General features: G+C 72.0%; 16 protein-coding genes and 3 pseudogenes. 14 read left to right on the top strand and 5 right to left on the bottom strand.

Annotated elements, in window-relative coordinates; genetic code table 11:
• The first annotated feature begins 3 nt into the window (after positions 1-3).
• From ACZ45Z_RS23860 to ACZ45Z_RS23850, 3 genes are all read left to right on the top strand, one after another.
• Positions 4-705, top strand: coding sequence for a GNAT family N-acetyltransferase (locus ACZ45Z_RS23860; protein ID WP_468365811.1), 702 nt, complete (start codon positions 4-6; stop codon positions 703-705).
• 220 nt (positions 706-925) lie between these two features.
• Positions 926-2692: an IucA/IucC family protein gene (locus ACZ45Z_RS23855; RefSeq protein WP_468365809.1), complete on the top strand. Its 1767-nt coding sequence runs from the start codon at positions 926-928 to the stop codon at positions 2690-2692.
• A gap of 42 nt (positions 2693-2734) precedes the next feature.
• Positions 2735-4708, top strand: a complete 1974-nt coding sequence (locus ACZ45Z_RS23850; RefSeq protein WP_468365806.1) for an ATP-dependent DNA helicase — start codon at positions 2735-2737, stop codon at positions 4706-4708.
• A gap of 105 nt (positions 4709-4813) precedes the next feature.
• Here the strand turns inward: ACZ45Z_RS23850 and lexA are convergent, their stop codons facing one another.
• Positions 4814-5614, bottom strand: coding sequence for a transcriptional repressor LexA (gene lexA / locus ACZ45Z_RS23845; RefSeq protein WP_468365804.1), 801 nt, complete (start codon positions 5612-5614; stop codon positions 4814-4816).
• A 485-nt stretch (positions 5615-6099) separates the two neighbouring features.
• On the opposite strand from lexA, the gene nrdR reads away from it, so the two are divergent.
• The 4 genes and pseudogenes from nrdR to ACZ45Z_RS23825 all read left to right on the top strand — a co-directional run.
• Entirely contained in the window at positions 6100-6630 is a 531-nt protein-coding gene (gene nrdR, locus ACZ45Z_RS23840) for a transcriptional regulator NrdR (protein WP_468365801.1), read from the top strand.
• Positions 6631-6751: 121 nt separating this feature from the next.
• A complete protein-coding gene (locus tag ACZ45Z_RS23835) occupies positions 6752-9640 on the top strand; it encodes a vitamin B12-dependent ribonucleotide reductase (protein ID WP_468365798.1) in 2889 nt (962 codons plus the stop codon).
• 250 nt (positions 9641-9890) lie between these two features.
• On the top strand, positions 9891-10934 hold the full coding sequence (locus ACZ45Z_RS23830) for an outer membrane protein assembly factor BamB family protein (RefSeq protein WP_468365795.1): 1044 nt from the start codon (positions 9891-9893) through the stop codon (positions 10932-10934).
• A 752-nt stretch (positions 10935-11686) separates the two neighbouring features.
• Positions 11687-11890: pseudogene (locus tag ACZ45Z_RS23825) on the top strand (CGNR zinc finger domain-containing protein); the annotation flags it as partial.
• Positions 11891-12018: 128 nt separating this feature from the next.
• Here the strand turns inward: ACZ45Z_RS23825 and ACZ45Z_RS23820 are convergent.
• Together ACZ45Z_RS23820 and ACZ45Z_RS23815 are read right to left on the bottom strand one after the other, a co-directional pair.
• On the bottom strand, positions 12019-12543 hold the full coding sequence (locus ACZ45Z_RS23820) for a TerD family protein (protein WP_468365792.1): 525 nt from the start codon (positions 12541-12543) through the stop codon (positions 12019-12021).
• A 387-nt stretch (positions 12544-12930) separates the two neighbouring features.
• Entirely contained in the window at positions 12931-13518 is a 588-nt protein-coding gene (locus tag ACZ45Z_RS23815; RefSeq protein WP_468365789.1) for a TetR/AcrR family transcriptional regulator, read from the bottom strand.
• A 192-nt stretch (positions 13519-13710) separates the two neighbouring features.
• Here ACZ45Z_RS23815 and ACZ45Z_RS23810 point away from each other — a divergent pair, with 192 nt between their 5' ends.
• Both ACZ45Z_RS23810 and ACZ45Z_RS23805 read left to right on the top strand, forming a co-directional pair.
• The gene (locus ACZ45Z_RS23810; RefSeq protein WP_468365786.1) at positions 13711-15123 is read left to right on the top strand and encodes an amidase; all 1413 of its coding nucleotides are present in this window, start codon (positions 13711-13713) and stop codon (positions 15121-15123) included.
• Positions 15124-15190: 67 nt separating this feature from the next.
• Positions 15191-15796: a YdbC family protein gene (locus tag ACZ45Z_RS23805; RefSeq protein WP_468365784.1), complete on the top strand. Its 606-nt coding sequence runs from the start codon at positions 15191-15193 to the stop codon at positions 15794-15796.
• 159 nt (positions 15797-15955) lie between these two features.
• Here ACZ45Z_RS23805 and ACZ45Z_RS23800 read toward each other — a convergent pair whose 3' ends face one another.
• Positions 15956-16642, bottom strand: coding sequence for a TetR/AcrR family transcriptional regulator (locus tag ACZ45Z_RS23800; protein ID WP_468365781.1), 687 nt, complete (start codon positions 16640-16642; stop codon positions 15956-15958).
• A 127-nt stretch (positions 16643-16769) separates the two neighbouring features.
• Here ACZ45Z_RS23800 and ACZ45Z_RS23795 point away from each other — a divergent pair.
• The 5 genes and pseudogenes from ACZ45Z_RS23795 to ACZ45Z_RS23775 all read left to right on the top strand — a co-directional run bounded on the left by ACZ45Z_RS23795 (position 16770) and on the right by ACZ45Z_RS23775 (position 22125).
• Positions 16770-18420 (top strand): annotated as a pseudogene (locus tag ACZ45Z_RS23795) (ABC-F family ATP-binding cassette domain-containing protein).
• 206 nt (positions 18421-18626) lie between these two features.
• Positions 18627-19286, top strand: coding sequence for a histidine phosphatase family protein (locus ACZ45Z_RS23790; protein WP_468365779.1), 660 nt, complete (start codon positions 18627-18629; stop codon positions 19284-19286).
• Positions 19287-19297: 11 nt separating this feature from the next.
• Positions 19298-20206, top strand: coding sequence for an ADP-ribosylglycohydrolase family protein (locus tag ACZ45Z_RS23785; protein WP_468365776.1), 909 nt, complete (start codon positions 19298-19300; stop codon positions 20204-20206).
• Positions 20207-20706: 500 nt separating this feature from the next.
• The gene (locus ACZ45Z_RS23780) at positions 20707-21408 is read left to right on the top strand and encodes a ribonuclease HII (protein WP_468365774.1); all 702 of its coding nucleotides are present in this window, start codon (positions 20707-20709) and stop codon (positions 21406-21408) included.
• Positions 21409-21474: 66 nt separating this feature from the next.
• On the top strand, positions 21475-22125 hold the full coding sequence (locus tag ACZ45Z_RS23775) for a hypothetical protein (RefSeq protein ID WP_468365771.1): 651 nt from the start codon (positions 21475-21477) through the stop codon (positions 22123-22125).
• 385 nt (positions 22126-22510) lie between these two features.
• Here ACZ45Z_RS23775 and ACZ45Z_RS23770 read toward each other — a convergent pair.
• Positions 22511-23158: pseudogene (locus tag ACZ45Z_RS23770) on the bottom strand (hypothetical protein); the annotation flags it as partial.
• Positions 23159-23222 lie beyond the last annotated feature (64 nt).

Raw genomic sequence — 23222 nt, 5'->3', positions numbered from 1 at the left:
GCCGTGCACTCCACCGACTCCGCCCTCAGCTCCAGCTCCGATGACACCCTCGACCTGCAACTCGCGCCCGAATGGGGCACATTGCTCGCCGAGGCGGAGTGCCGGCCGGTCGCGGCCGGCACTCCCGCCGCCGGTCCGCTGCTGGACAACCCGGCGGGCTGGGGCCCGGCCGACACCCCCGCCGGCCCGTTCGAACTCCTCCCCGTCCGGCTCGGCCGCGACCTCGACCGGATCACCCGCTGGATGAACGATCCCGCGGTCGCCGCCTTCTGGGAGCTGGCCGGGCCGCCGGAGACCACCGCGGCCCATCTGCGCGCCCAGCTCGACGGCGACGGCCGCAGCGTCCCCTGCCTGGGCGTGCTGGACGGCGTGCCCATGAGCTACTGGGAGATCTACCGCGCCGACCTCGACCCGGTGGCCCGCTCCTACCCGGCCCGGCCCCAGGACACCGGCCTGCACGTCCTCATCGGCGGTGTCGGCGACCGCGGCCGCGGCCTCGGCGCGACGCTGCTGCGCGCCACCGCCGATCTCGTACTCGACCACCGTCCCCGCTGCGGCCGGGTCATCGCCGAGCCCGACCTGCGCAACACCCCCTCCGTCGCGGCGTTCCTCGGCGCCGGCTTCCGCTACGCCGACGAGATCGACCTGCCCGGCAAGCGCGCCGCCCTGATGATCCGCGACCGCGCCCACCGCCGCCTGCTCTGACCCAGGGGCCGCCGCCACCTGCCCGGCCGCGCCGCCGTCCGTCCGACGGCCCCGTCACCCGCACCGGTTCGCCACCCGGGGCCCGTCCCGGCCCTCGTACCCGCCCGCTTCCCCGCTCTCGCCCCTCGTCCACCGTCCGCCCAGACCCTCCCCATCCGTCCCGCCGCCCCGGTTGTCCCCCCGCACCCGCCGGGCCGGTTCCGACCAGAGGAGTCCCGCCTTGTCACCTGCGCCCCGCCCGTCACACACCGCCTGGCAGCACGCCGCCCGCCGGCTCTTCGCCAAGACCCTGGCGGAGCTCGCCTACGAGGAAGTGCTCACCCCCGAGCCCGACGGCACCGCCCCCGACGGCACCCCGCGCTACCGCCTGCCCGTCACCGACGACCTCGTCTACCGCTTCCACGCCCGCCGCGGCGCCTACGGACACTGGCGCGTCGACCCCCGCTCGCTCACCCCGGACACCGACCCCCTGCGCTTCCTCGCCCACGCCCACGACACCGTCCTGGGCCTGTCCGGCGACACCACCGGCCATCTCATCCGCGAACTGACCGCCACCCTCGCCGCCGACACCAGGCTCGACGCGACCGCCCTGAGCGCCGCCGACCTCGCCGACCTGGACTACGCCACGCTCGAAGGACACCAGACCGGCCATCCCTGGCTCGTCGCCAACAAGGGCCGGCTCGGCTTCTCCGCCTCCGACGCGGCGCGCTGGGCCCCGGAAGCCCGCACCCCGCAGCGGCTGCCCTGGCTCGCCGCACACCACACCCTCGCCCACTACCGGGGCGTCCCCGCCCTGGCCACCCCCGACCGCCTCTACGCCGAGGAACTCACCCCCCGCGCCCGCGCCGCCTTCGCCCGCACCCTCCGCGACGAGGGCCGCGACCCCGCCGACTACCTCTACCTCCCCGTCCACCCCTGGCAGTGGGACGAGACCATCGCCCCGCTCTTCGCACCGCAGCTCGCCGACGGCTCCCTCATCGCGCTGCCCACGGACGACGACCTCAGGATCCCGCAGCAGTCGATCCGCACCTTCCTCAACACCAGCCGCCCCCAGGCGCGCACCGTCAAGCTGCCGCTGTCCATCCTCAACACCCTGGTCTGGCGCGGCCTGCCCACCGAACGCACCCTCGCCGCCCCCGCCGTCACCCGCTGGGTCCACGGCCTGCGCGACGAGGACCCCTACCTGCGCGACGAGACCCGGGTGATCCTGCTCGGCGAAACCGCCTCCGTCACCGTCGAGCACCCCCTCTACGACCGGCTGCCCGGCGTGCCGTACCAGTTCAAGGAGCTGCTCGGCTGCATCTGGCGCGAGCCCGTCACCGCCCACCTCGACCCCGGCGAGCGCGCCCGCACCCTGGCCTCCCTCCTCCAGACCGACCCCGCCGGCCGCGCCCTGACCGCCGAACTGGTCCACCGCTCCGGGCTGGCCCCGCGCGCCTGGCTGCGCCGCCTGTTCGCCGCCCTGCTGCCGCCCCTGCTGCACTTCCTCTACCGCTACGGCACGGTCTTCTCCCCGCACGGCGAGAACGCCATCGTCGTCTTCGACGAACACGACATCCCCACCCGGCTCGCGGTCAAGGACTTCGTGGACGACGTCAACACCAGCTCCGAGCCGCTCCCGGAACACGCCTCCATGCCCGCCGACGTGCGCGCGGTGCTCCTGACCGAGCCGCCCGGCTTCCTCATCCAGTTCCTCCACTCCGGCCTGTTCGTCGGCGTCTTCCGCTACCTCGCGCCGCTGTGCGAGGAACAACTCGGCGTCCAGGAGGGAGAGTTCTGGTCACTCGTACGGGCGGAGATCCTGCGCCACCAGGCGCGTTTCCCGGAGCTCAAGGAGCGCCACGAGACCTTCGACCTGCTCACCCCCCGCATCGAGCGGCTGTGCCTGAACCGCAACCGGCTGCACACCGACGGCTACCGCGACCGCCGCGACCGCCCGCACGCCGCGGTGCACGGCACCGTCCCCAACCCCCTGCACTTCCCGTGACGGACCCGGCTGTCAGTGGTCCCGCGTAGGCTTGCCAGCGCTATGACGAAGCCCTCCCTCCCCGATCTGCTCCATGCCGCCGTCACCGCCGTCGGCGGCACCGAGCGCCCCGGCCAGGTGGCGATGGCCGAGGCCGTCGCCGAAGCCGTGGACGAGCAAGCCCATCTGCTGGTGCAGGCCGGCACCGGCACCGGAAAGTCCCTCGGCTATCTGGTGCCGGCGCTGGCCCACGGCGAGAGAGTGGTCGTCGCGACGGCCACGCTCGCCCTGCAGCGCCAGCTCGTCGAGCGCGACCTGCCGCGCACGGTCGAGGCGCTGCACCCGCAGCTTCGCCGCCGGCCGGAGTTCGCGATGCTCAAGGGCCGGTCGAACTACCTCTGCCTGCACCGCCTGCACGAAGGCGTCCCGCAGGAAGAGGAGGACGGCCTGTTCGACCCGTTCGAGCAGGCGACGCCCACCAGCAAGCTCGGCCAGGACCTGCTGCGGCTGCGTGACTGGGCGGACGAGACCGAGACCGGCGACCGGGACGCCCTGACCCCCGGCGTCTCCGACCGCGCCTGGGGCCAGGTGTCGGTGTCGTCCCGGGAATGCCTGGGCGCCTCGAAGTGCGCCTACGGCGCGGAGTGCTTCGCCGAGGCCGCCCGGGAGCGCGCCAAGCTCGCCGACGTCGTGGTCACCAACCACGCGCTGCTGGCGATCGACGCCATCGAGGGCGCGCCGGTCCTCCCGCAGCACGAGGTGCTGATCATCGACGAGGCCCACGAGCTGGTTTCCCGGGTCACCGGCGTCGCCACCGGCGAGCTGACCCCCGGCCAGGTCAACCGTGCCGTGCGCCGGGCCGCCAAGCTCGTCAACGAAAAGGCCGCCGACCAGCTCCAGACCGCCGCGGAATCCTTCGAGCGCCTGATGGAGCTGGCCCTGCCGGGCCGTCTGGAGGAGATCCCCGAGGACCTCGGCTACTGCCTGATGGCGCTGCGCGACGCGGCCCGCGCCGTCATCTCGGCGCTCGGCTCGACCCGTGACAAGTCGGTGCAGGACGAGGACGCCGTCCGCAAGCAGGCCCTGGCCGCGGTGGAGAACGTCCACTCCGTGGCGGAGCGCATCGCGAACGGTTCCGAGTACGACGTGGTGTGGTACGAACGCCACGACCGCTTCGGCGCGTCCTTGCGCGTCGCGCCCCTCTCGGTCTCCGGCCTGCTGCGGGAGAAGCTCTTCGCGGACCGTTCGGTCATCCTCACCTCCGCCACCCTCAAGCTCGGCGGCGACTTCAACGGCGTCGGCGCCTCCCTCGGCCTGGCGCCGGAGGGCACCGAGGGCGAGGACGTCCCCGTGTGGAAGGGCCTGGACGTCGGCTCGCCCTTCGACTACGCCAAGCAGGGCATCCTCTATGTCGCCCGCCATCTGTCGCCGCCCGGCCGTGAGGGCGACCGTGCGGACATGCTCGATGAGCTGACGGAGCTGATCGAGGCCGCCGGCGGCCGGACGCTCGGCCTCTTCTCGTCGATGCGCGGCGCGCAGGCCGCGGCCCAGGCGCTGCGCGGGCGCCTGGACATGCCGATCCTCCTCCAGGGCGAGGAGACGCTCGGCGAGCTGATCCGTACGTTCGCCTCGGACGCCCGTACGTGTCTGTTCGGCACGCTGTCCCTGTGGCAGGGCGTCGACGTGCCGGGGGCCAACTGCCAGCTTGTGGTGATGGACCGGGTGCCGTTCCCGCGTCCGGACGATCCGCTGATGAGCGCCCGGCAAAAGGCCGTGGAGGAGGCCGGCGGCAATGGCTTCATGGCGGTCGCCGCGACGCACGCGGCGCTGCTGATGGCGCAGGGCGCCGGCCGTCTCGTCCGCGCGACGGGTGACCGGGGTGTGGTCGCGGTCCTGGATCCGCGGGTGGAGCGGGCCCGCTACGGCTCGTTCCTCCGCAAGTCGATGCCCGAGTTCTGGTACACCACCGACCGCAATCAGGTCCGGCGGTCCCTGGCCGCCATCGACGCGGCGGCGAAGGCCGCGGAGGCGGAGTGACGGGCTCCCTCTGGGGCCCGGGCGCGGGGTAGAGGCCCCGCTCCGGGCAAGGGCAGAGCCCCGGAACCGGCGCAGTGGTTCCGGGGCCCAGTCGCGCGGGCGGGGTCAGACCCGGCGGAGCACCGCCACGACCTTGCCGAGGATGGTCGCCTCGTCTCCGGGAATGGGCTGGTAGGAGGCGTTGTGGGGCAACAGCCAGACATGGCCGTCCTCGCGCTTGAAGCGCTTGACGGTGGCCTCGCCGTCGAGCATCGCGGCGACGATGTCGCCGTTCTCGGCGACGGGCTGACGGCGGACGGTGACCCAGTCGCCGTCGCAGATCGCGGCCTCGATCATGGAGTCACCGACGACCTTCAGGACGAACAGTTCGCCGTCGCCGACAAGCTGGCGGGGGAGCGGGAAGACATCCTCGACCGACTCCTCGGCCAGGATCGGGCCGCCGGCCGCGATCCGCCCGACCAGCGGGACGTAGGACGCGGCGGGCTTGCCGGCCGTCTCCGTGGCCGCGCTGGTGGACTGGTCCGAGCCGCGGACCTCGTACGCCCGGGGGCGGTGCGGGTCGCGCCGCAGGAAGCCCTTGCGCTCCAGGGCCATGAGCTGGTGGGCGACGGACGAGGTGCTGGACAGCCCGACCGCCTGGCCGATCTCGCGCATCGACGGGGGATAGCCGCGCCGCTGCACCGAATCCCGGATCACTTCGATCACCCTGCGCTGGCGATCGGTGAGCCCCGAGCTGTCGGCGCGGATTCCTGGGGGCCGGCCGGGCAGCGAGCGGGTGGGCTTCGGCTCTTCGGAGTCCAACGTGGCGTCGTCCATCGTCGTGTTCCGTGCCGATTGGGAAGGCTCGAATCGGCTCTGGGAGTGGCTTTGTGCGGTGATGGTCGCGCTGTCTGCGGTGGTGGTCACGTCGGCCCCTCTCGAAATGTTCTCCCTAGTTAGCCAACGGTAGTTGCTTTCGAAAGGTTGCGCCAAACACACGTTCGAGTGAAAAAGTCACTGATTTAGTGACCTGATCAAGATGCTGGGTGTATGGCCGCCGTCCGATCCGGCCCTGCGCGGCACGCTCTCGCCCGGCCGTCCCGGGCGCGGCCGATTCTGTCATCCCGGCCCCCGCGCCCCGCCGACCGGGTGGCTTCCCGTACCCTCGTGGGCGACCCCCCGGCCCGCCTGCGTCACGACACGCCGTAGGCAGATATAAGCGGCCCGACACCACATGTAGTGCTTGCATGCGTTCGACCGCCTACAAGTTGTGGTGCTGGTCCCTGAGGGTCCCCCGGATCACCTATGCTGGTGGCTGCTCCGAAGGGCCCGTACGGACCGGCCGGAGGCTGTTTCGCCGTACGCCGGAATCATTGGCGTGCGTCCGTATCCGAGGGTGAGGAGGGTGAGCCGTGCACTGCCCCTTCTGTAGGCACCCGGACAGCCGGGTCGTCGACAGCCGCACCACGGACGACGGCACGTCGATCCGCCGGCGCCGCCAGTGCCCCGACTGCTCCCGCCGTTTCACGACCGTCGAAACGGCATCACTGATGGTGATCAAGCGGAGCGGGGTCACCGAGCCCTTCAGCCGCAACAAGGTCATCGCCGGCGTGCGCAAGGCGTGTCAGGGCCGCCCGGTCACCGAGGACGCCCTCGCCAAGCTCGGCCAGCGGGTCGAGGAGGCGGTGCGCGCCACCGGCAGCGCCGAGCTGTCCACCCATGACGTCGGGCTCGCCATACTGGGCCCGCTGCAGGAGCTCGACCTCGTCGCGTACCTGCGCTTCGCGTCCGTCTACCGGGCCTTCGACTCGCTCGAGGACTTCGAGGCGGCCATCGCCGAACTGCGGGAGCAGCGCGAGCAGGAGCCGCCCGGGCGGGACCGCGGGACCGGCGGCGAGGCCGGCGGCCCGGCCGTTCCCGTGCCCGCCACCGCCGCCGACTGAGTTCGGCGCGCATCCAGGACCTGGCCGGGGCCACAGCAGGACGCCCCGGCATCGGAAAGACATAACCGTGCCACGGAATGAGTGTGCACATATGGGCGTTTTGCCCGTATAGGGAGGCGGAATGACAGAGACGACGAGCGGCCCGGCACGAGGCTCCCGCGCCAAGGGCAGCAAGGCGAGCAAGGGTCTGCGCATCGAGCGCATCCACACCACCCCCGGCGTACATCCGTACGACGAGGTGGAGTGGGCGCGCCGTGACGTCGTCATGACCAACTGGCGCGACGGCTCGGTCAATTTCGAGCAGCGTGGCGTCGAGTTCCCCGACTTCTGGTCGGTGAACGCGGTCAACATCGTCACGAGCAAGTACTTCCGCGGCGCGGTGGGTTCGCCGACGCGGGAGGCGAGCCTCAAGCAGCTCATCGACCGTGTGGTCAAGACCTACCGCAAGGCCGGCGAGGACCACGGCTACTTCGCCTCCCCGGCGGACGCCGAGATCTTCGAGCACGAGCTGGCGTACGCCCTCCTCCACCAGGTCTTCAGCTTCAACTCGCCGGTCTGGTTCAACGTCGGCACCAAGCAGCCGCAGCAGGTCAGCGCGTGCTTCATCCTCTCCGTGGACGACTCCATGGAGTCGATCCTGGACTGGTACAAGGAAGAGGGGATGATCTTCAAGGGCGGCTCCGGCGCCGGCCTGAACCTCTCCCGCATCCGCTCCTCCAAGGAACTGCTCTCCTCCGGCGGCAACGCCTCGGGACCGGTCTCCTTCATGCGCGGCGCCGACGCCTCCGCCGGCACCATCAAGTCGGGCGGCGCCACCCGCCGCGCCGCCAAGATGGTCGTCCTGGACGTCGACCACCCGGATGTCGAGGCCTTCATCGAGACCAAGGTGAAGGAAGAGGAGAAGATCCGCGCCCTGCGCGACGCGGGCTTCGACATGGACCTGGGCGGCGACGACATCACGTCCGTCCAGTACCAGAACGCCAACAACTCCGTCCGCGTGAACGACGAGTTCATGAAGGCCGTCGAGTCCGGCTCGAAGTTCGGCCTGCGCGGCCGGATGGACAACGAGGTCATCGAGGAGGTCGACGCCAAGGGCCTGTTCCGCAAGATGGCGGAGGCCGCCTGGGCGTGCGCCGACCCCGGCATCCAGTACGACGACACCATCAACCACTGGCACACCTCGCCGGAGTCGGGCCGGATCACCGCGTCCAACCCGTGCAGCGAGTACATGCACCTGGACAACTCCTCGTGCAACCTCGCCTCGCTCAACCTCCTGAAGTTCCTGCGCGCCGACGACGACGGCAACCAGGCCTTCGAGGCCGAGCGCTTCGCCAAGGTCGTCGAGCTGGTCATCACCGCGATGGACATCTCCATCTGCTTCGCCGACTTCCCCACCGAGAAGATCGGCGAGACCACCCGCGCCTTCCGCCAGCTCGGCATCGGCTACGCCAACCTCGGCGCCCTGCTGATGGCCACCGGCCACGCCTACGACTCCGACGGCGGCCGCGCGCTGGCCGGTGCCATCACCTCCCTGATGACCGGCACCTCCTACAAGCGCTCGGCCGAACTCGCCGCGGTCGTCGGCCCGTACGACGGCTACGCCCGTAACGCCGACGCCCACAAGCGCGTCATGAAGCAGCACTCCGACGCCAACGGCACCGCCGTGCGCATGGACGACCTCGACACCCCGGTGTGGGCGGCCGCCACCGAGGCATGGCAGGACGTCCTGCGCCTCGGCGAGAAGAACGGCTTCCGCAACGCCCAGGCGTCGGTCCTCGCGCCGACCGGCACCATCGGCCTGATGATGGACTGCGACACCACGGGCGTCGAGCCGGACCTGGCCCTGGTCAAGTTCAAGAAGCTCGTCGGCGGCGGCTCCATGCAGATCGTCAACCAGACGGTCCCCAAGGCGCTCAAGCGACTCGGCTACCAGCCCGAGCAGGTCGAGGCGATCGTCGCCCACATCGCCGACCACGGCAACGTCGTCAACGCCCCCGGCCTCAAGCAGGAGCACTACGAGGTCTTCGACTGCGCCATGGGCGAGCGCGCCATCTCCCCGATGGGCCACGTCCGCATGATGGCCGCGGCGCAGCCCTTCCTCTCCGGTGCGATCTCCAAGACGGTCAACGTCCCGGAGTCCGCCACCGTCGAGGAGATCGAAGAGGTCTACTTCGAGGGCTGGAAGCTCGGCCTGAAGGCGCTCGCGATCTACCGCGACAACTGCAAGGTCGGCCAGCCGCTGTCCGTCAAGAAGCGGGACAGCGCCGAGGCGAAGGCCGCCGACACCGCGGCCGCTCCGGCCGCCGAGAAGAAGGTCGTCGAGTACCGCCCGGTGCGCAAGCGCCTCCCCAAGGGCCGTCCCGGCATCACCACCTCCTTCACCGTGGGCGGCGCCGAGGGCTACATGACCGCCAATTCCTACCCGGACGACGGTCTCGGTGAGGTCTTCCTGAAGATGTCCAAGCAGGGGTCGACCCTCGCGGGCATGATGGACGCCTTCTCCATCGCGGTCTCGGTGGGCCTCCAGTACGGCGTGCCGCTGGAGACCTACGTCTCGAAGTTCACCAACATGCGCTTCGAGCCGGCCGGCATGACGGACGACCCGGACCTGCGGATGGCGCAGTCGATCGTCGACTACATCTTCCGCCGCCTGGCGCTGGACTTCCTGCCCTTCGAGACGCGTTCGGCGCTCGGCATCCACTCCGTCGAGGAGCGCCAGCGCCACCTGGACACCGGCTCCTACGAGCCGTCCGACGACGTCGACGTCGAGGGCCTGGCCCAGTCCGCCCCGCGCCAGACCGAACCGCCCAAGGCCGCCCCCGCGGTCAAGGCCGTCGAGAACACCGCGGTCCCGGCACCGAAGCAGGCGCACAACAACGCCGAACTCGTAGAGATGCAGCTCGGCATCAACGCCGACGCGCCGCTCTGCTTCTCCTGCGGCACGAAGATGCAGCGAGCCGGTAGCTGCTACCTGTGCGAGGGGTGCGGGTCTACCAGCGGTTGTAGCTGACAGCGGGTTGTAGTTGACAGCGGGCGGAATCGCGGCTGATGCGACATTGAGCGGGGAGCGTCTGCCGCCGAGCGCGCCGAGCTGTGCTTGAGAGAGGGTGCCGACCACGAGGTCGGCACCCTCTCCGGCGTTTTCGTCCGCGGCGCGCGTTTGTCGCTGCTCTTCTCCCTGCCTTCCTCGCGAGTACCCGTACGCGGCTGGCATCCCGCGCGCACGCCGTCACGTCGGTCGGTCGGGAAGGATGGGGCGCGTGGTGAAGGAGAAGCCGGTGCTGAGGAACGGCTCGGTGTGGGAACGGTCGCTGCATCAGAGGGGGACCGCTTCCCGAGTGGCGGCCACGGGGGAGGACGTCGTCGTCCATGAGCGCCACACCCGTCTGGTCTGCCTGCGCCGCCGTGACGGTTCCGTCCGGTGGGACGTCCCGCTGGGTACCTGGCCGCGTGGCCTGGTCCTCGCCGACGGGCGCTGCCTGGCGCTGGCGCAGGACACCGACATCCTCTCCTGCCTCGACCTCGCCACCGGGGCGGTGGTGTGGCGTGCCCAACTGCCGCCCTTCTCGGGCCACGTTGTGGTCGCGGACGAGACAGTGATCGCGGGCGGCTGGCGCGGTTACACGCCCCTGGCCGCCTTCGACCTGCGGGACGGGCGGCCGCTCTGGCAGACGCCGCACCCGGTGGAGACGGTGCTTCCGGTGCGGTGGGGAGGGGGCGTGCTGCTCGGCACCGGTACGGAGGCGTGGCTGATCGATCCGCGCGACGGCCGCGAACTGGCCCGCTGGCGGTTGCCCGAGCCACTCGCCCCGACGGATCACCGTTCGGCGTTCACCGTGCTCGGTGCGGAGCGGTGCCTCGCACGGTGTGGCGGGCGGTCGCTTGTGACCTTGCGACAACGACAGACGGGCCTCGCCGAGCGGTTCTTCCGTCATGAGGCCGATCTCGCGACGGCACCCGCCGCGTTCACGGGCGGTGTGGTGTGGCTGCGGGAGCGGCGGGCGGCCGGCTATCTGGCAGTTGATCCCGTAGACGGCTCGGTGTTGGGGGACGTGGCTCCCCGGCAGGCGCTCGTCGACGGGGTCGTGGCGATGGTGGGCGGCAGGGGGTTCGTGGTGGGGGGAGTGGACGGCGCGCTGTTTCGTCTGGCCAGTGACGGGGGGATCCGCGAGCGGTCCTCATTGGGCGCCCGGCTCATCGCGCTGCGAGATCTTGGAGCGGGGGAGATGGTCGCGGTGACCCGGGGGACCGTGAGGATAATCGCCGTTGATGAGCGGGTTGGCGGGGGAGTTGACGGGCTGTAGGGGGAGGGGTGGAGGAGGGCTTCGGCGGTCGCGTGGGTTCAGGGGTGAGAGGGGGGGCGGGCGCGGCTGCCGGGCTGCCGGGCTGCCGTCGGTGGCGGCTGGTGCCGCGCCTGACGTCGGGGTAGCCCGGATACCTGGTGCTTTCGCTGTCTCGACCCTCCCTGTTGCCTCTTCTGTCTCGGCCGTCCCCGTTGCCTCTTCGGTCTCCAGTTCCCCGCTATGCCGGGTTCCCTTCCCGCCCGTGTTCCCCGGCCGATCGCGGCACCGCCACCGGCCCCACTTCTTCCCGCACCGCCCCTGGGCCGTCACCGGCCGCTGCTCCCGGCCCTCTGGCTCCTATCGCTGCTGCTCCCGGCCCACGGTCCGCACCAGGGCCCGCGCGACGAGCTCGGATCGCGACGTACAGGACTGCCGCCGCAAGCTGAACCCCCGCGATTACGAGCAGCAATGCGGGCGGTGGCAGCGCGGCGGCCGAGCCGATGAGGGCGGCTCCGCAGGCGGCCGCCGACAACTTCAGTCCGGCGCCGATTGTGAAGACCTGCGCCCGCAGACGTGGTGGGGCGTGGTCGGCCCGGATGCGGAGGGTGGCGGTCAGCAGCGGCCCGTCGCACACTCCCGCGAGGACGAACAGGGGCGTGCAAGCCGACGCGGCGGGCACGAGTGCGGCGGCGGCCAGCGCGAGTCCGGTGCCGAACAGGGCGGCGGTGGCCAGCAGATGGACCGGCGGCGGGCGGCGCCACCTCGCCACAGCCTCCTCCAGCGCGCTGGCGCTCGCTCAGATCGTCACCGAGTACGGCCGCGTCCCCTGGGGCGAGTGCGCCGCCTCCCGGTGCGCCACCCTCTACCTGGGCACCGGCCCGGGCAGCGCGCGCCGCTACTGCTCGACCGCCTGCGCCTCGCGCGAGCGGGTGGCGGCCCATCGTCGGCGCAGGCGGGAGGGTGAAGGCACGGCGTAACGGTCGGCCCCACGCGTATACGGAGGTGGTGTGTCCGCCCCGCCTCGGATGGGTGGTGTGCCCGCCCTGCCTCGGATCGCAGGGGTGTTCGCCTGCCTCGGATCAGCGGTGTATTCGTCCTGCCTCGATCAGCCGCGCCCCATCAACCCGGCGAACGCGTTCGGGTCGGCGTCGAACCCGCGCAGGCCCGCGCGGAAGCGCCATTCGCCGGTCTCGTCCCGGACGAACTCGGCGACGGTCGCGGCGGTGGCGTCGGCCACGTCGGCGAAGTCGCTCTCCGCGAGGTCGGTGCGGCCTTCGCGGATCAGTACGCCGGTGTTCTCTATGTCGCCGAACACCTTCCGGCCGTCGCCCTGTTGGATGGCCACTCCCACGACGACGCGCGTGTAGACATCGGCGAGCCGTTCCAGCTCCAGCGTCATGACCTCATCGGAGCCGAAGCCCTGACCGGTCCGGCTGTCCCGGTTGAGCGTGATGGTGCCGTCGGGCGAGCGGCTGTCGAAGTGCACCAGGTACGACGGATCGCCGTTCGGCGCGTCCGCCGTGTAGGTCGCGGCGACGAGATCGAGGTCGTTGTCCGGCATGCCGAGGGGACTGGGGTCCCACTTGAGCGTGACCTCGACCTTCCCGATCCCTTTGTTGAGAGTGCTCACCGGGCTTCCCTTCCGTCGAGTGTGCGGAGTGCGTCGAATGCGCTCGCGGGAGCCCGGGACAGAGCGGCCCGGCCACACGGCCGGACTGTCCACATGCTCCAACTGTCCGCATGGCCGTGCGGGCAACTCCCCAGAACCCCCGTTGATGGACCATCGTGCCATGCCCGGCCGTCTTGCAGGGTGGGTGAAGTGCGCCCGCTCGCGGTGAGGTTGGGACCTGACGCGTCTCGCCGTGGCTGGATAGCGACGTCCGGCCAGGAGATGGCGAAGGTGCGGGCGCTCGGGCCGTACGAGGCGCGGGCGTAGAGGGGGTGGGGGCGCTCGGCGTACGGATCGGCGAGGGGCGTGCGGGGGCGCTCGGCGTACGGGCCGTGCGCACCGCTCGCCTCAATGCGCCGACTCCCCCCACAGGCGGCCGAGATGACCGTCAAGGACGTCGAGCGCCGCGCCGGGGGAGAGGTGTCCGATCAGGACGTGCGCGGTGAGACCGTCGGCGAGGGCCAGCAGGGTGCGTGCCTCGCGTTCCGGGTCGCGGGTGTCGGTGGCTTCGGCGACGAGCCGGGCGAACATCCGCTGCAAGCCCGCGTAGTTGGAGCGCAGAATTTCGGCCAGTGACGGACTGACCGCCGCCTGGGCCACGAAAACGAGCCAGACCCGGGCCTCGGCGCGATGCTCCTCCTGGAGCAGCGAGACCTCGGTCGTGGCGTGCCCGAGCGCCGTACGGGCCGACTGGGCGGGCGATTCGACGAGCCGGGCCGTCACGCGCGCGGCGATCCGCTCGCCGACATGCGTGAGCGCGAAGACCAGCATCTCCTCCTTGGTGGCGAAGCACCGCTGGACGGCGCCCATGGACACCTCCGCCCGGGCCGCCACGTCCCGGAGCGTGACGCCTTCCAGGCCGCGTTCGTCGGCCAGCCGGCAGACGGCCTCGGCGATCAGCCGGCGTCGGCTCTCGTGGTCCACGTGCTTGGGCATGCCGCGCTCCGCTTTATTCGATGCGTATGTATCGGAAACAAGGTTACGATGCCGAAGCGATGCAACCGCATCGGAACGTCCGGTGAGTCCTGAAGTCGGCGGCCGGCCCAGGTCGCGGACCAGATCGCGGCCCCGCCCGTGGCCTCGGCGCGGCGGCGTCCGGCCTCACCACGCCACAAGAAAGTAGGAAAAATGCCCGACGCGCTGTGGAAAAGGACGGCCCGCGCCCAAGCAGCGGCCGTACGCGACGGCGAGGTGACGGCCGTAGAGCTGGTCGACAGCCACCTGGAGCGGATCGCCGAGGTCAATCCGACGGTCAACGCCGTGACCCAACTGCTCGCCGAACGGGCGCGGACCGAGGCGTCCGAGCTGGACCGGCGGCGGGCGGCGGGTGCCGAGCTGGGTCCGCTGGCAGGTGTGCCGTTCACCGTCAAGGAGAGCACCGCGATCGAGGGCGTGCCGACGACGTACGGCGCGGAACGTTTCCGCGACTTCACGGCGAGCACCGATGCGCCCCCCGTCGCGCGCCTACGCGCCGCCGGAGGCATACCGATCGGGCACAGCAACATGCCGACGCTCATCCTGGCCGGCGTCCACACCCGTAGCGAACTGTTCGGCGACACCGCCAACCCGTGGAGCCGCGCCGTCACACCGGGCGGCACCAGCGGTGGTGACGGCGCGGCCGTGGCGAGCGGCATGGCCGCGCTCGGGCTCGGCAACGACTCCGGGGGATCGGTACGCATTCCCGCCTCCTTCTGTGGTGTGGCGGGGCTGAAGCCGACCTACGGGCGGTTCCCGGCCGACCACCGCATGGGACCGGACGACCCCGCGTTCGGCTCCCAAGTGCTCGTGGTCGACGGGCCCTTGGCGCGTTCGGTCGGTGACCTGCGGCTCGCGTACGAGGTGCTGGCCGGCACCGATCCTCGCGACCCGAGGGCGGTGCCGGTGCCGCCCTATGGAGAGCCGCTGCGACCTCCCCTGAGGGTGGCGATGGTGACGGACCCCGGTGGCCGCGGCGTGCATCCCGCCGTCCGTGACGCCGTGGAGAGCGCGGCGGACGTGCTGCGGGACGCGGGCTACGAGGTGTGCGAGGTCGCGGACGTGCCGCGGCTCTCCGACGCCCTGGAGGTCTACGGCCAGATGACGCTCACGGAGTTCGCCCCCTCCTGGCCGGTGGTCAAGACGCTGCTGGGGGAGGGTGGCCATCGCTATATCGAGCGCGGGATGGCGAAGTACGCGCCCGTGGAAGTGGCGGAGTACCTGCGGCTGACCGGAGTACGGCTGGGCATCCAGAGGGACTGGGCGGCGTTCCTGGACACCTACCCGCTGGTCCTGGGTCCGGTCTTCACCGATCCGCCGTTCGAGCCGGGGGAGGAGGCGCGGGACGCGCAAAGCTATGAGCGGGTGCAGACGGCGATGCGGCTGTGCACGGCGACGAGCTTCGTCGGCGTCCCGTCGGTCGCCGTGCCCACCGGCGTGGTGGACGGCCTCCCCTATGGCGTGCAGTTGATCGGACGCGCCTACCGGGAGGACGTCTGCCTGGCGGCGGCGGAGGCGGTGGAGCGGCGGCTCGGGGTGCTGACGCCCATCGACCCGCGAACGTAGGGGAGTTCGTCGTGACGAGGGCGTGACGGGCAGCGATGCCGGGCCCCCGGGGCCGTACGATGGCGCGGTGCTGGTCAAGTGGATTCGCCTCACCGTTGTGGACCGTCGAGGGTTCGAGCGGGGGCAGCGGAAATGGGCGGGGCTGCTGGGTGAGCCGGGGTTTCGGGGGCAGGGCGGGGGGTGGAGCCGGAGCCGGCCGGGCGTCGCGCATCTGGTGGCCTTCTGGGAGAGCCGCGCGTTCTACGACTCCTTCATGGCGCGCTCCCACGACCGGCTGGCGGCCGCGCAGGTGGGTACCTTCAAGGATGCCCAGGTGCGGCTGTTCGCGCACGAATTCGACGTGAAGGTGGGCTTCCGCCCGGTGTTCGGCGACGCGGACGTGCTGCGGCTGGCGCACTGCCAGGTGCGCCAGGACCGGGTCGATCACTTCATGCTGATGCAGGAGAAGGTCTGGAACCCGGCGATGGCGGGGTCGCCGGGCATGCTGCGGGGGATGTTGGGGCGGGCACCGGGGGAGGAGTTCTTGGTGTTGTCGATGTGGCAGTCGGCGGCCGAGCGGGGAAAGTACCGGCCGGAACGGGTGGAGCGGCTGGCGCTACGGGCCCAGATAGCCGCGGATGTGCGGGCGATCGCGGGAGATGTGATCCAGCTCGAACCTTCCTGGACGGTGTAACGGTGTGGGGGCGGGCGTGCCAAGAGAGCGAGCATGTCAAGAGGGCGGGCGCGCCAAGAGAGCGGGCGCGCCGAGGGATCAGGCAGGCCAAGGGATCAGGCGCCAAGAGAGCGGGCGCGCCGAAGGAGCAGGTATGCCACAGGATCGGGCGCCAAGGGCTCAGGAGGCGGCCCCGGACGCTGTGGTCGAGGTGAACGCCCCGGCGCGGGCGGCCGCCAGCGCAGCCGCCGCCGACTGGTCGGCGAGCGCGTCGTCGACCGGCTCCCTGGTGATGAACAACCGGAAGAACAACGGCGCGCACGCCGACCGCGCCAGTGCGCCCACGTCGATCACCGCGCCCGAGGCCGGATCGGGCACCGGCAACTCACCCCGCTCCACCGCGCGTTCGACCAGGACCTCGCAGCGCGCGAACCGTTCGCTGTAGTAGGCGCGCAGCGCCGCGGCGGCCCGTTCCGACTGGAACGCGGCGGCGATCATCGCGGAGCCCGAGGCGGCCACCGCGGGGTCGGTGAAGGACGCGACGACCTCCCGCGCCAGGGCGCGCAGATCACCGCCGAGCGAACCGGTGTCCGGCGGGACCCAACTGTCCTCGCCCGCCAGGTCCAGGGCGTCGGCGACCAGCCCCTCGACGTCCCCCCAACGACGGTAGAGCGTCGTCTTGTGGACCCCTGAATGCTCGGCGACGTACTCGACGGTCAGGCCGGGATAGCCGTGTTCGGCCAGCCCCGCCAGGACGGCGTCGCGCACCGCTGCCCGGGTGCGTGCGGTACGGCCGCCGGGGCGCCGGGTGCCGGCCTGCTGGCTGCCCGCGGCGGCCGCGGGCTCTTTCTCGGCGGTCAATTGCAACTCCTGTTGCGTTAGCTGGCTTCGCGTGCCATCATCATCGTAACGCAACAAGAGTTGCTTTTACGTCTTCTTCGCGTGCCCTGCGCCCAACTCCCGCCCCCCTCTCCCCCTCTCCTCGGAGGATTGCTTGCCCACTCAGATCTCGCTGCGCGACGTCACCAAGTCCTACGCCGACCGACTTCTGCTCGACCACGTCTCCTTATCGATACGCCCCGGCGAACGTGCCGGCATCGTGGGGGAGAACGGCGCCGGAAAATCGACGCTGCTGCGCATCATCGCGGGCGCCGAGCAGCCCGACGACGGTCATGTCGTATGCCGCGCCGACGGCGGCATCGGCTACCTCGGCCAGACCCCCGATCTGCCCCCCGACCGCACCGTCCAGGACGCGATCGACGCCGCCCTCGCGGACCTGCGCGCGATGGAAGGCCGCCTGCGGGAGCTGGAAGAGCAACTGGGCCGCGCGGACGCCGGGCAGTTGGAGGAGTACGGCCGACTGCTCACCCTCTTCGACATGCGCGGTGGCTACGAAGCCGACGCCCGCGTCGACAAGGCCCTGCACGCCCTGGGCCTGGAGCGGGTGACCCGCGACCGCACCCTCGGCAGCCTCTCCGGAGGAGAACAGGCCCGCCTGGGACTCGGCTGCCTGATCGCCGCCTCACCCGAGGTCATGCTGCTCGACGAGCCCACCAACCACCTCGACGCCGCCGCCCTCGACTGGCTGGAAGACGCCCTGCTCGCCCATCGGGGCACGGTCCTCGCCGTCTCCCACGACCGCCTCTTCCTCCAGCGGATCGCCACCTCGATCATCGAGGTCGACGCGGACCGCCGCGACACCATCCGCTACGGCGACGGCTACGGCACCTTCGTCGCCGCGAAGACCGCCGCGCGCCGCCGCTGGGAACAGGACTACGCCCAGTGGTGCGAGCAGATAGCGCGGCTCACCGACTTCGCGACGGGCGCGGCCCACAGCGTCGCCAAGGGCCGGGCCATCAAGGACGGCAACAAGATGGCCTACGACCGGGACAAGGGCCGCGTCCAGGCGTCGGTCTCCAGCAGGGTGCGCAACGCCCAGGAGCGCCTGCGCAGACTGCGGGAGGAGCCGGTCCCCAAGCCACCCGATCCCCTGCGCTTCCGGGCGGCTCCGGGCGCCGGCGATACCGAGGGCACCCTCGTCCGGCTCGACGGCGTGCGCGTGGGCGACCGCCTCACGGTGGACTCCCTCCACGTCGCGGCCGGCGAACGGCTGCTGGTCCACGGCGCCAACGGCGCGGGCAAGAGCACCCTGCTCCGGGTCCTGGCGGGCCGTCACCGAGCCGGACAGCGGCACGGTCACCCGACGCGGGCGTACGGCCTTCCTCGCCCAGGAAATACCGGTCTCCCGCCCCACCGAACCCCTGCTGGCCGCCTTCCGCCGGGGCCTGACCGGAGACGCGGAAGAGCTTTCCGCCCTGCTCCTGTCGTTCGGACTGTTCCGTCCTTGGGATCTACGAGTGCCCGTCGGCGCCCTCTCCGCCGGTCAGCGGCGCCGCCTCGCCCTGGCCCGGCTGCTGGCCCGCCCCGCGGATCTGCTGCTGCTCGACGAGCCGACCAACCACCTGGCCCTCGGACTGGTCGAGGAACTGGAGGAAGCCCTGTCCGCCTGGCCCGGAGCCCTCGTCGTCGTCTCCCACGACCGCCTGCTGCGCCGCCGTTTCACCGGCCGCACCTACGAGATACGCGACGGCCGCCCGGCCCTGGCGGGGGAGCCGCGCCCAGGAATTCCTCGATCAGCGCGCTGACCTGCCGCGTCAGGCAGATCTTCTTGATCCGGTCGGGATGCGGCGCGCTGCGCACCAGACCCTCCGGCTCGTCACCCCGCAGCAGGATGTCCGCGCCGCCGTCCACCGGCGGGCGAGGAGCCGGCTCGGGGTGCGGGGGGGGGCACGGCAGATGACGGCGCCGGCAGCGTGCGCCACGTACCGAGCAGGCGTTTTAGGCTGGCCGCATGGCTCGCCCCCGACGCATAGTCCTCATACGCCACGGAGAGTCGGAGGGGAATATCGACGACACGGTCTACGAACGCGAACCCGACCACGCGCTCAGCCTCACCAAAGCGGGACTGCGGCAGGCGGAGGAAGCCGGAGTGACCCTGCGCGAGCTGTTCGGCGGCGAACGGATATCCGCCTACGTCTCGCCCTACCGCCGCACCCACCAGACCTTCGCGGAACTCGGCCTCGACCAGGAAAAGGTCCGCGTCCGCGAGGAGCCCCGCCTGCGCGAGCAGGACTGGGGCAACTGGCAGGACCGCGACGACGTACGCCTGCAGAAGGCATACCGGGACGCCTATGGCCACTTCTTCTACCGCTTCGCGCAGGGTGAGTCCGGCGCGGACGTCTACGACCGGGTCGGGGCGTTCCTGGAGAGCCTGTGGCGCAGTTTCGAGGACCCGGACCACCCGCCGAACGTCCTGATCGTCACGCACGGTCTCACGATGCGCCTGTTCTGTATGCGGTGGTTCCACTGGTCGGTGGCGGACTTCGAGTCGCTGTCCAACCCCGGCAACGCCGAGTGGCGGGCCCTGCTCCTCGGACCCGACGGGCGCTACTCCCTGGATCGGCCATTTGAGCGCTGGTGTAAACCGGAGCCTTACGGCATCACCGGTTAGAGTGCACACCGATGACCGCCGACCACCGTGACGCAGACCGCAGTGAGCGGGCCCTTGCAAGCCTGCGGGGACTGTCCGTGGGTGACGCCCTCGGGTCCCAGTTCTTCGTCCCCGCCCACTACCCCTCCCTCAAGCGCCGAGAGCTGCCCCCCGCCCCCTGGCAGTGGACCGACGACACCGAGATGGCCTGTTCCGTCCTGGCCATCCTCACCACCCACGGCCGGATCGACCAGGACGCGCTCGCCCGCTCCTTCGCCGACCACCACGACTTCGACCGCGGCTACGGCCCGGCCGTCAATCGCATGCTGCGGCTGATCCGCGAGGGTGGCGACTGGCGGGAGCTGGCGTCCGGGCTCTTCAACGGCCAGGGCTCCTGGGGCAACGGCGCCGCCATGCGCATCGCCCCCCTGGGCGCCTGGTACGCGGACGACCCCGAGCAGGCCACCCACCAGGCGGAAATCTCGGCGTACACCACGCACCAGCACCGCGAGGCCGTCGTCGGCGCGATGGCCGTCGCCGCCGCTGCCGCGCTCGCCGCCGACCCCGCGCGCGGCCTGCGCCCTGAGGAGCTGCTCGACGGCGTCATGGAGCTGATCCCCCGCAGTGCCGTCCAGGCGGGACTGCGCCGGGCCCGGGACATGCTCGACTACGCCGACTCCGGCACGGTCGCCGCCGTCCTCGGCTGCGGACGGCGCACCAGCGCCCACGACACGGTCCCCTTCACCCTGTGGGCCGCGGCGCGGCACCTCGGCGACTACGAGAAGGCGTTCTGGACCACCGCGCAGGCGGGCGGCGACGTGGACACCACCTGCGCCATCGTCGGCGGCATCGTCGGCGCGAGCGGCGGCGGCGCCCCGCCCCACGCGTGGCTGGAGAACACCGAGCCGCTCCCGTCCTGGACGCCGAACCTGTCGGGCTGACCTCCGCCCGCCGCCGACCCGGCCGCATCACATCGGTGCGGGCGGCCGCTCCCGCACGCCACCCCCGCCGTCGGCGCCGCCCTCGCCATCAGCCGCGCCGTCGTGGTCAGCGGCACCTCGTCGCGCCGAGCACGCCGACCAAGCGGCCGCGCCACCCGGCGACTTCACGCCCGTCCGGTCCTGCCATGCCGCCGTCCCGCCGTCCCGCCGTCCCGCCATGCCGCCGTCCCGTCACGCGGCCGGCGCCACGCGGCCACGCCGCCCCTCAGCCTCTCCGTCCCCCACCCACGTTGCCCCCAGCCACGCCGCCCAGCAGTCAGGCCGCACGCCCCGCCTCATCCCGCCCGCCATGGCCCCGCTTCGCGACCAGTGCCGACCGCCCGACATACCCATCGGTAGCCCCGCCGATGGGCGCCGCCCGCCCGGCCGCGGCACCGTTGCGCGCAAGGTGCGGATCCGGTGCGGACGCCCGAGCCGAATAGGCGTAACCTGGCTGCGCCATGCCGTACGAGCCTCCCACCCATACCGTCGAGCGATCACTGCGCGCCACGACCGGCGCCCGGACAATCGCCGGTGTCGACGAAGTCGGGCGCGGAGCCTGGGCCGGCCCGGTCACCGTCTGCGCGGCCATCACGGGCCTGCGCCGGCCACCCCCCGGACTCACCGATTCCAAGCTGCTGACCCCCAAGCGCCGCACCGAACTCTGCGAAGTGCTCGGCGAGTGGGTCACGTGCTACGCCCTGGGGCACTCCTCCCCGCAGGAGATCGACACCCTGGGCATGACCGCGGCCCTCCGGCTCGCGGCCGTACGCGCCCTGGAGGCGCTGCCGGTCGTCCCGGACGCGGTCATTCTCGACGGCAAGCACGATTACCTGGGCGGGCCGTGGCGGGTCCGTACGGTCATCAAGGGCGACCAGTCCTGCGTCGCGGTCGCCGCGGCGTCCGTGATCGCGAAGGTGCGACGCGACGCGATGATGGCCGAATTGGGCCTGGCATACGCCGACTTCGGCTTCGATGCCAACGCCGGCTACCCCTCGCCGACCCATCGCATCGCCCTGGAGGAGTACGGTCCTACGCCGCACCACCGGGTGTCGTGGTCCTACATGGACGCACTGCCCCGGTGGCGGCACCTGAAGAAGGTGCGCGTCACCCCCGAAGCAGCCGCTCTGGAGGCCGGTGGCCAACTCGGCTTCGACTTCTGAGCGGTGCGGGCACAAATGCGGTACCCGCTGACATGTCCCGCACTAACGTTTGATAGACATCCCTTTATGCCTCTCATCCCCGAGGAGCCTCAGATTCACGAGAGTGTCCCGGGTCCCCGCGCTACTCCGGCCGCCGGCCGCACCGCGCCGACCCCCCGTCCCGTTCCTGGCCCCGGCCCCCGCCCCGCTCCGCCGCGTGGCGGTGCCGCGACCAGTGCCCGTCCCGGCAAGCCCGGGCCCGCTGCCCCGCCTCGTGGGCCCGTCGCCGCTCCGCCGGCGCAGCGCACCGGCTCCCAGCAGCCCGCCCCCGCCGACCCCGGCACCCCCGCCGGAGCGCAGCTCCAGTTGATCCCGGCCCCCGCCGACGGCGCGATCGACGCCGCCGACGAGGCCGTTGATCTCCTGCTGGACTCAGGCCGCGCCCCCGGCGAGATCCTGGTGCTGACCACCGGCGAGAACCACCCCTGGGCCGCGCATGAGCTGTCCTTCGGCGAGGCGTCCTACTGGGCCCAACACGACGCCGCGGACGACGTGTTCTACGCGGACGCCGCCGCGGAACGCCTCACCGGGCGCCCCGTCGTGGTCGTCGCCGTCAACGGCGGTAGTGACGAGGTCACCGCACAGGCGCTGCCCGCCGCGATGACCCGTGCCGGAGTGCTGCTGATCGTCTGCGGTGACCCGCAGCGGATCACCGCCGTTCTCGGCGCGAACGCCTAGCAGCCGTCGCTCGCAGAGCCCGCCGGCCCACACGGGCCGGCCGGGCTCGCTGGCGTGCCCGCACCAACACCAGGCGTGCGCCCGAGAGTTCGGCGCCGCGGCCGGGCTCGGCGGCCGGCGCCCCGTGGCCCAGGCCGTCGACGCCGAGCGCGGTGCGGGTGGCGCGTCAGCGGACCGCCGCGCGCCGACGGGCCTCCGCGGCGCCACTCCCCGTACGCCGGGGCGCCGCCCGGGTGCCGCTCCGGGGCGGCATGGACGGCTCGGCCGGCGCGGACGCCTGCGCGGCATCCGGCGTCCCCGACCGCCCCGGGCCACCCGTACCTGCCGTACCTTCCGGCCCGCCCGAGACCCCGCTCCGCTCCCGGACGCCCGCCCGCCCACCAGGCGCGCGCTGCGCCGGCACGGACGACACGGCGACCGGCTCGCTCCGCCCGCCCGCCTCCGCGGGTGAATCCGTACGCGATCCATGGGGCGCAGGGGAGGCTTCCGCAGCCCCCAAGGCCGTCGCGGACCGCCGTGGCCGGCGCCCGCCCCGGTCTTCCCCCAGCACCTGCCAGCGGTCGCGGGTCAGCGTGATGTACGCGCCGCACCGGAGGCCGTGCAGCGTGCAGGCGTCGCGCAGGCCCCACATCCACGCCCCGTCCGCCTCCGTCCAACGCGGCTCGCCCTCACGGCAGTAGAGCAGCACCGCCGTCCGGACCGGGGCGCGCCGGCGCAGGTCGTGCGGGATTATCCGGCGCAGATGCGACAGCAGCACATTGCGGAATTCCCAGCCGTCCGGAGCGGCCGCCGGCTCGGTGAACGACGCGCTGGCGGCCACCCGCTCCTGCGGGTCCAGCACCGCCACGATGGCCGTCGACGGCCCCGGAAGGTGACGTTCGTACAGGCCGGCGACGACCTCACGGGGGTTGCGCAGCAGGGGGATACCGGCCGAGGCCCACTCGGAGGGCTCCAGCATCCGGCTCAGTCGGGCGGCGGAATCGGCGTACGGGGGCAGAGACCCATTCGTGGGCGGGGCGAAGCCGAAGGCCACGGTCCTCCCTTCGTCTACGCGTCCACGCGTCGGGCCGTGGCCGGGCGCGAGAGCGCGCCACGGC

It is taken from the genome of Streptomyces sp. NPDC031210 (assembly GCF_055570395.1).
The sequence above is the reverse complement of the archived record's forward strand: the minus strand, read 5'-3'. Positions and strand labels throughout refer to the sequence as shown.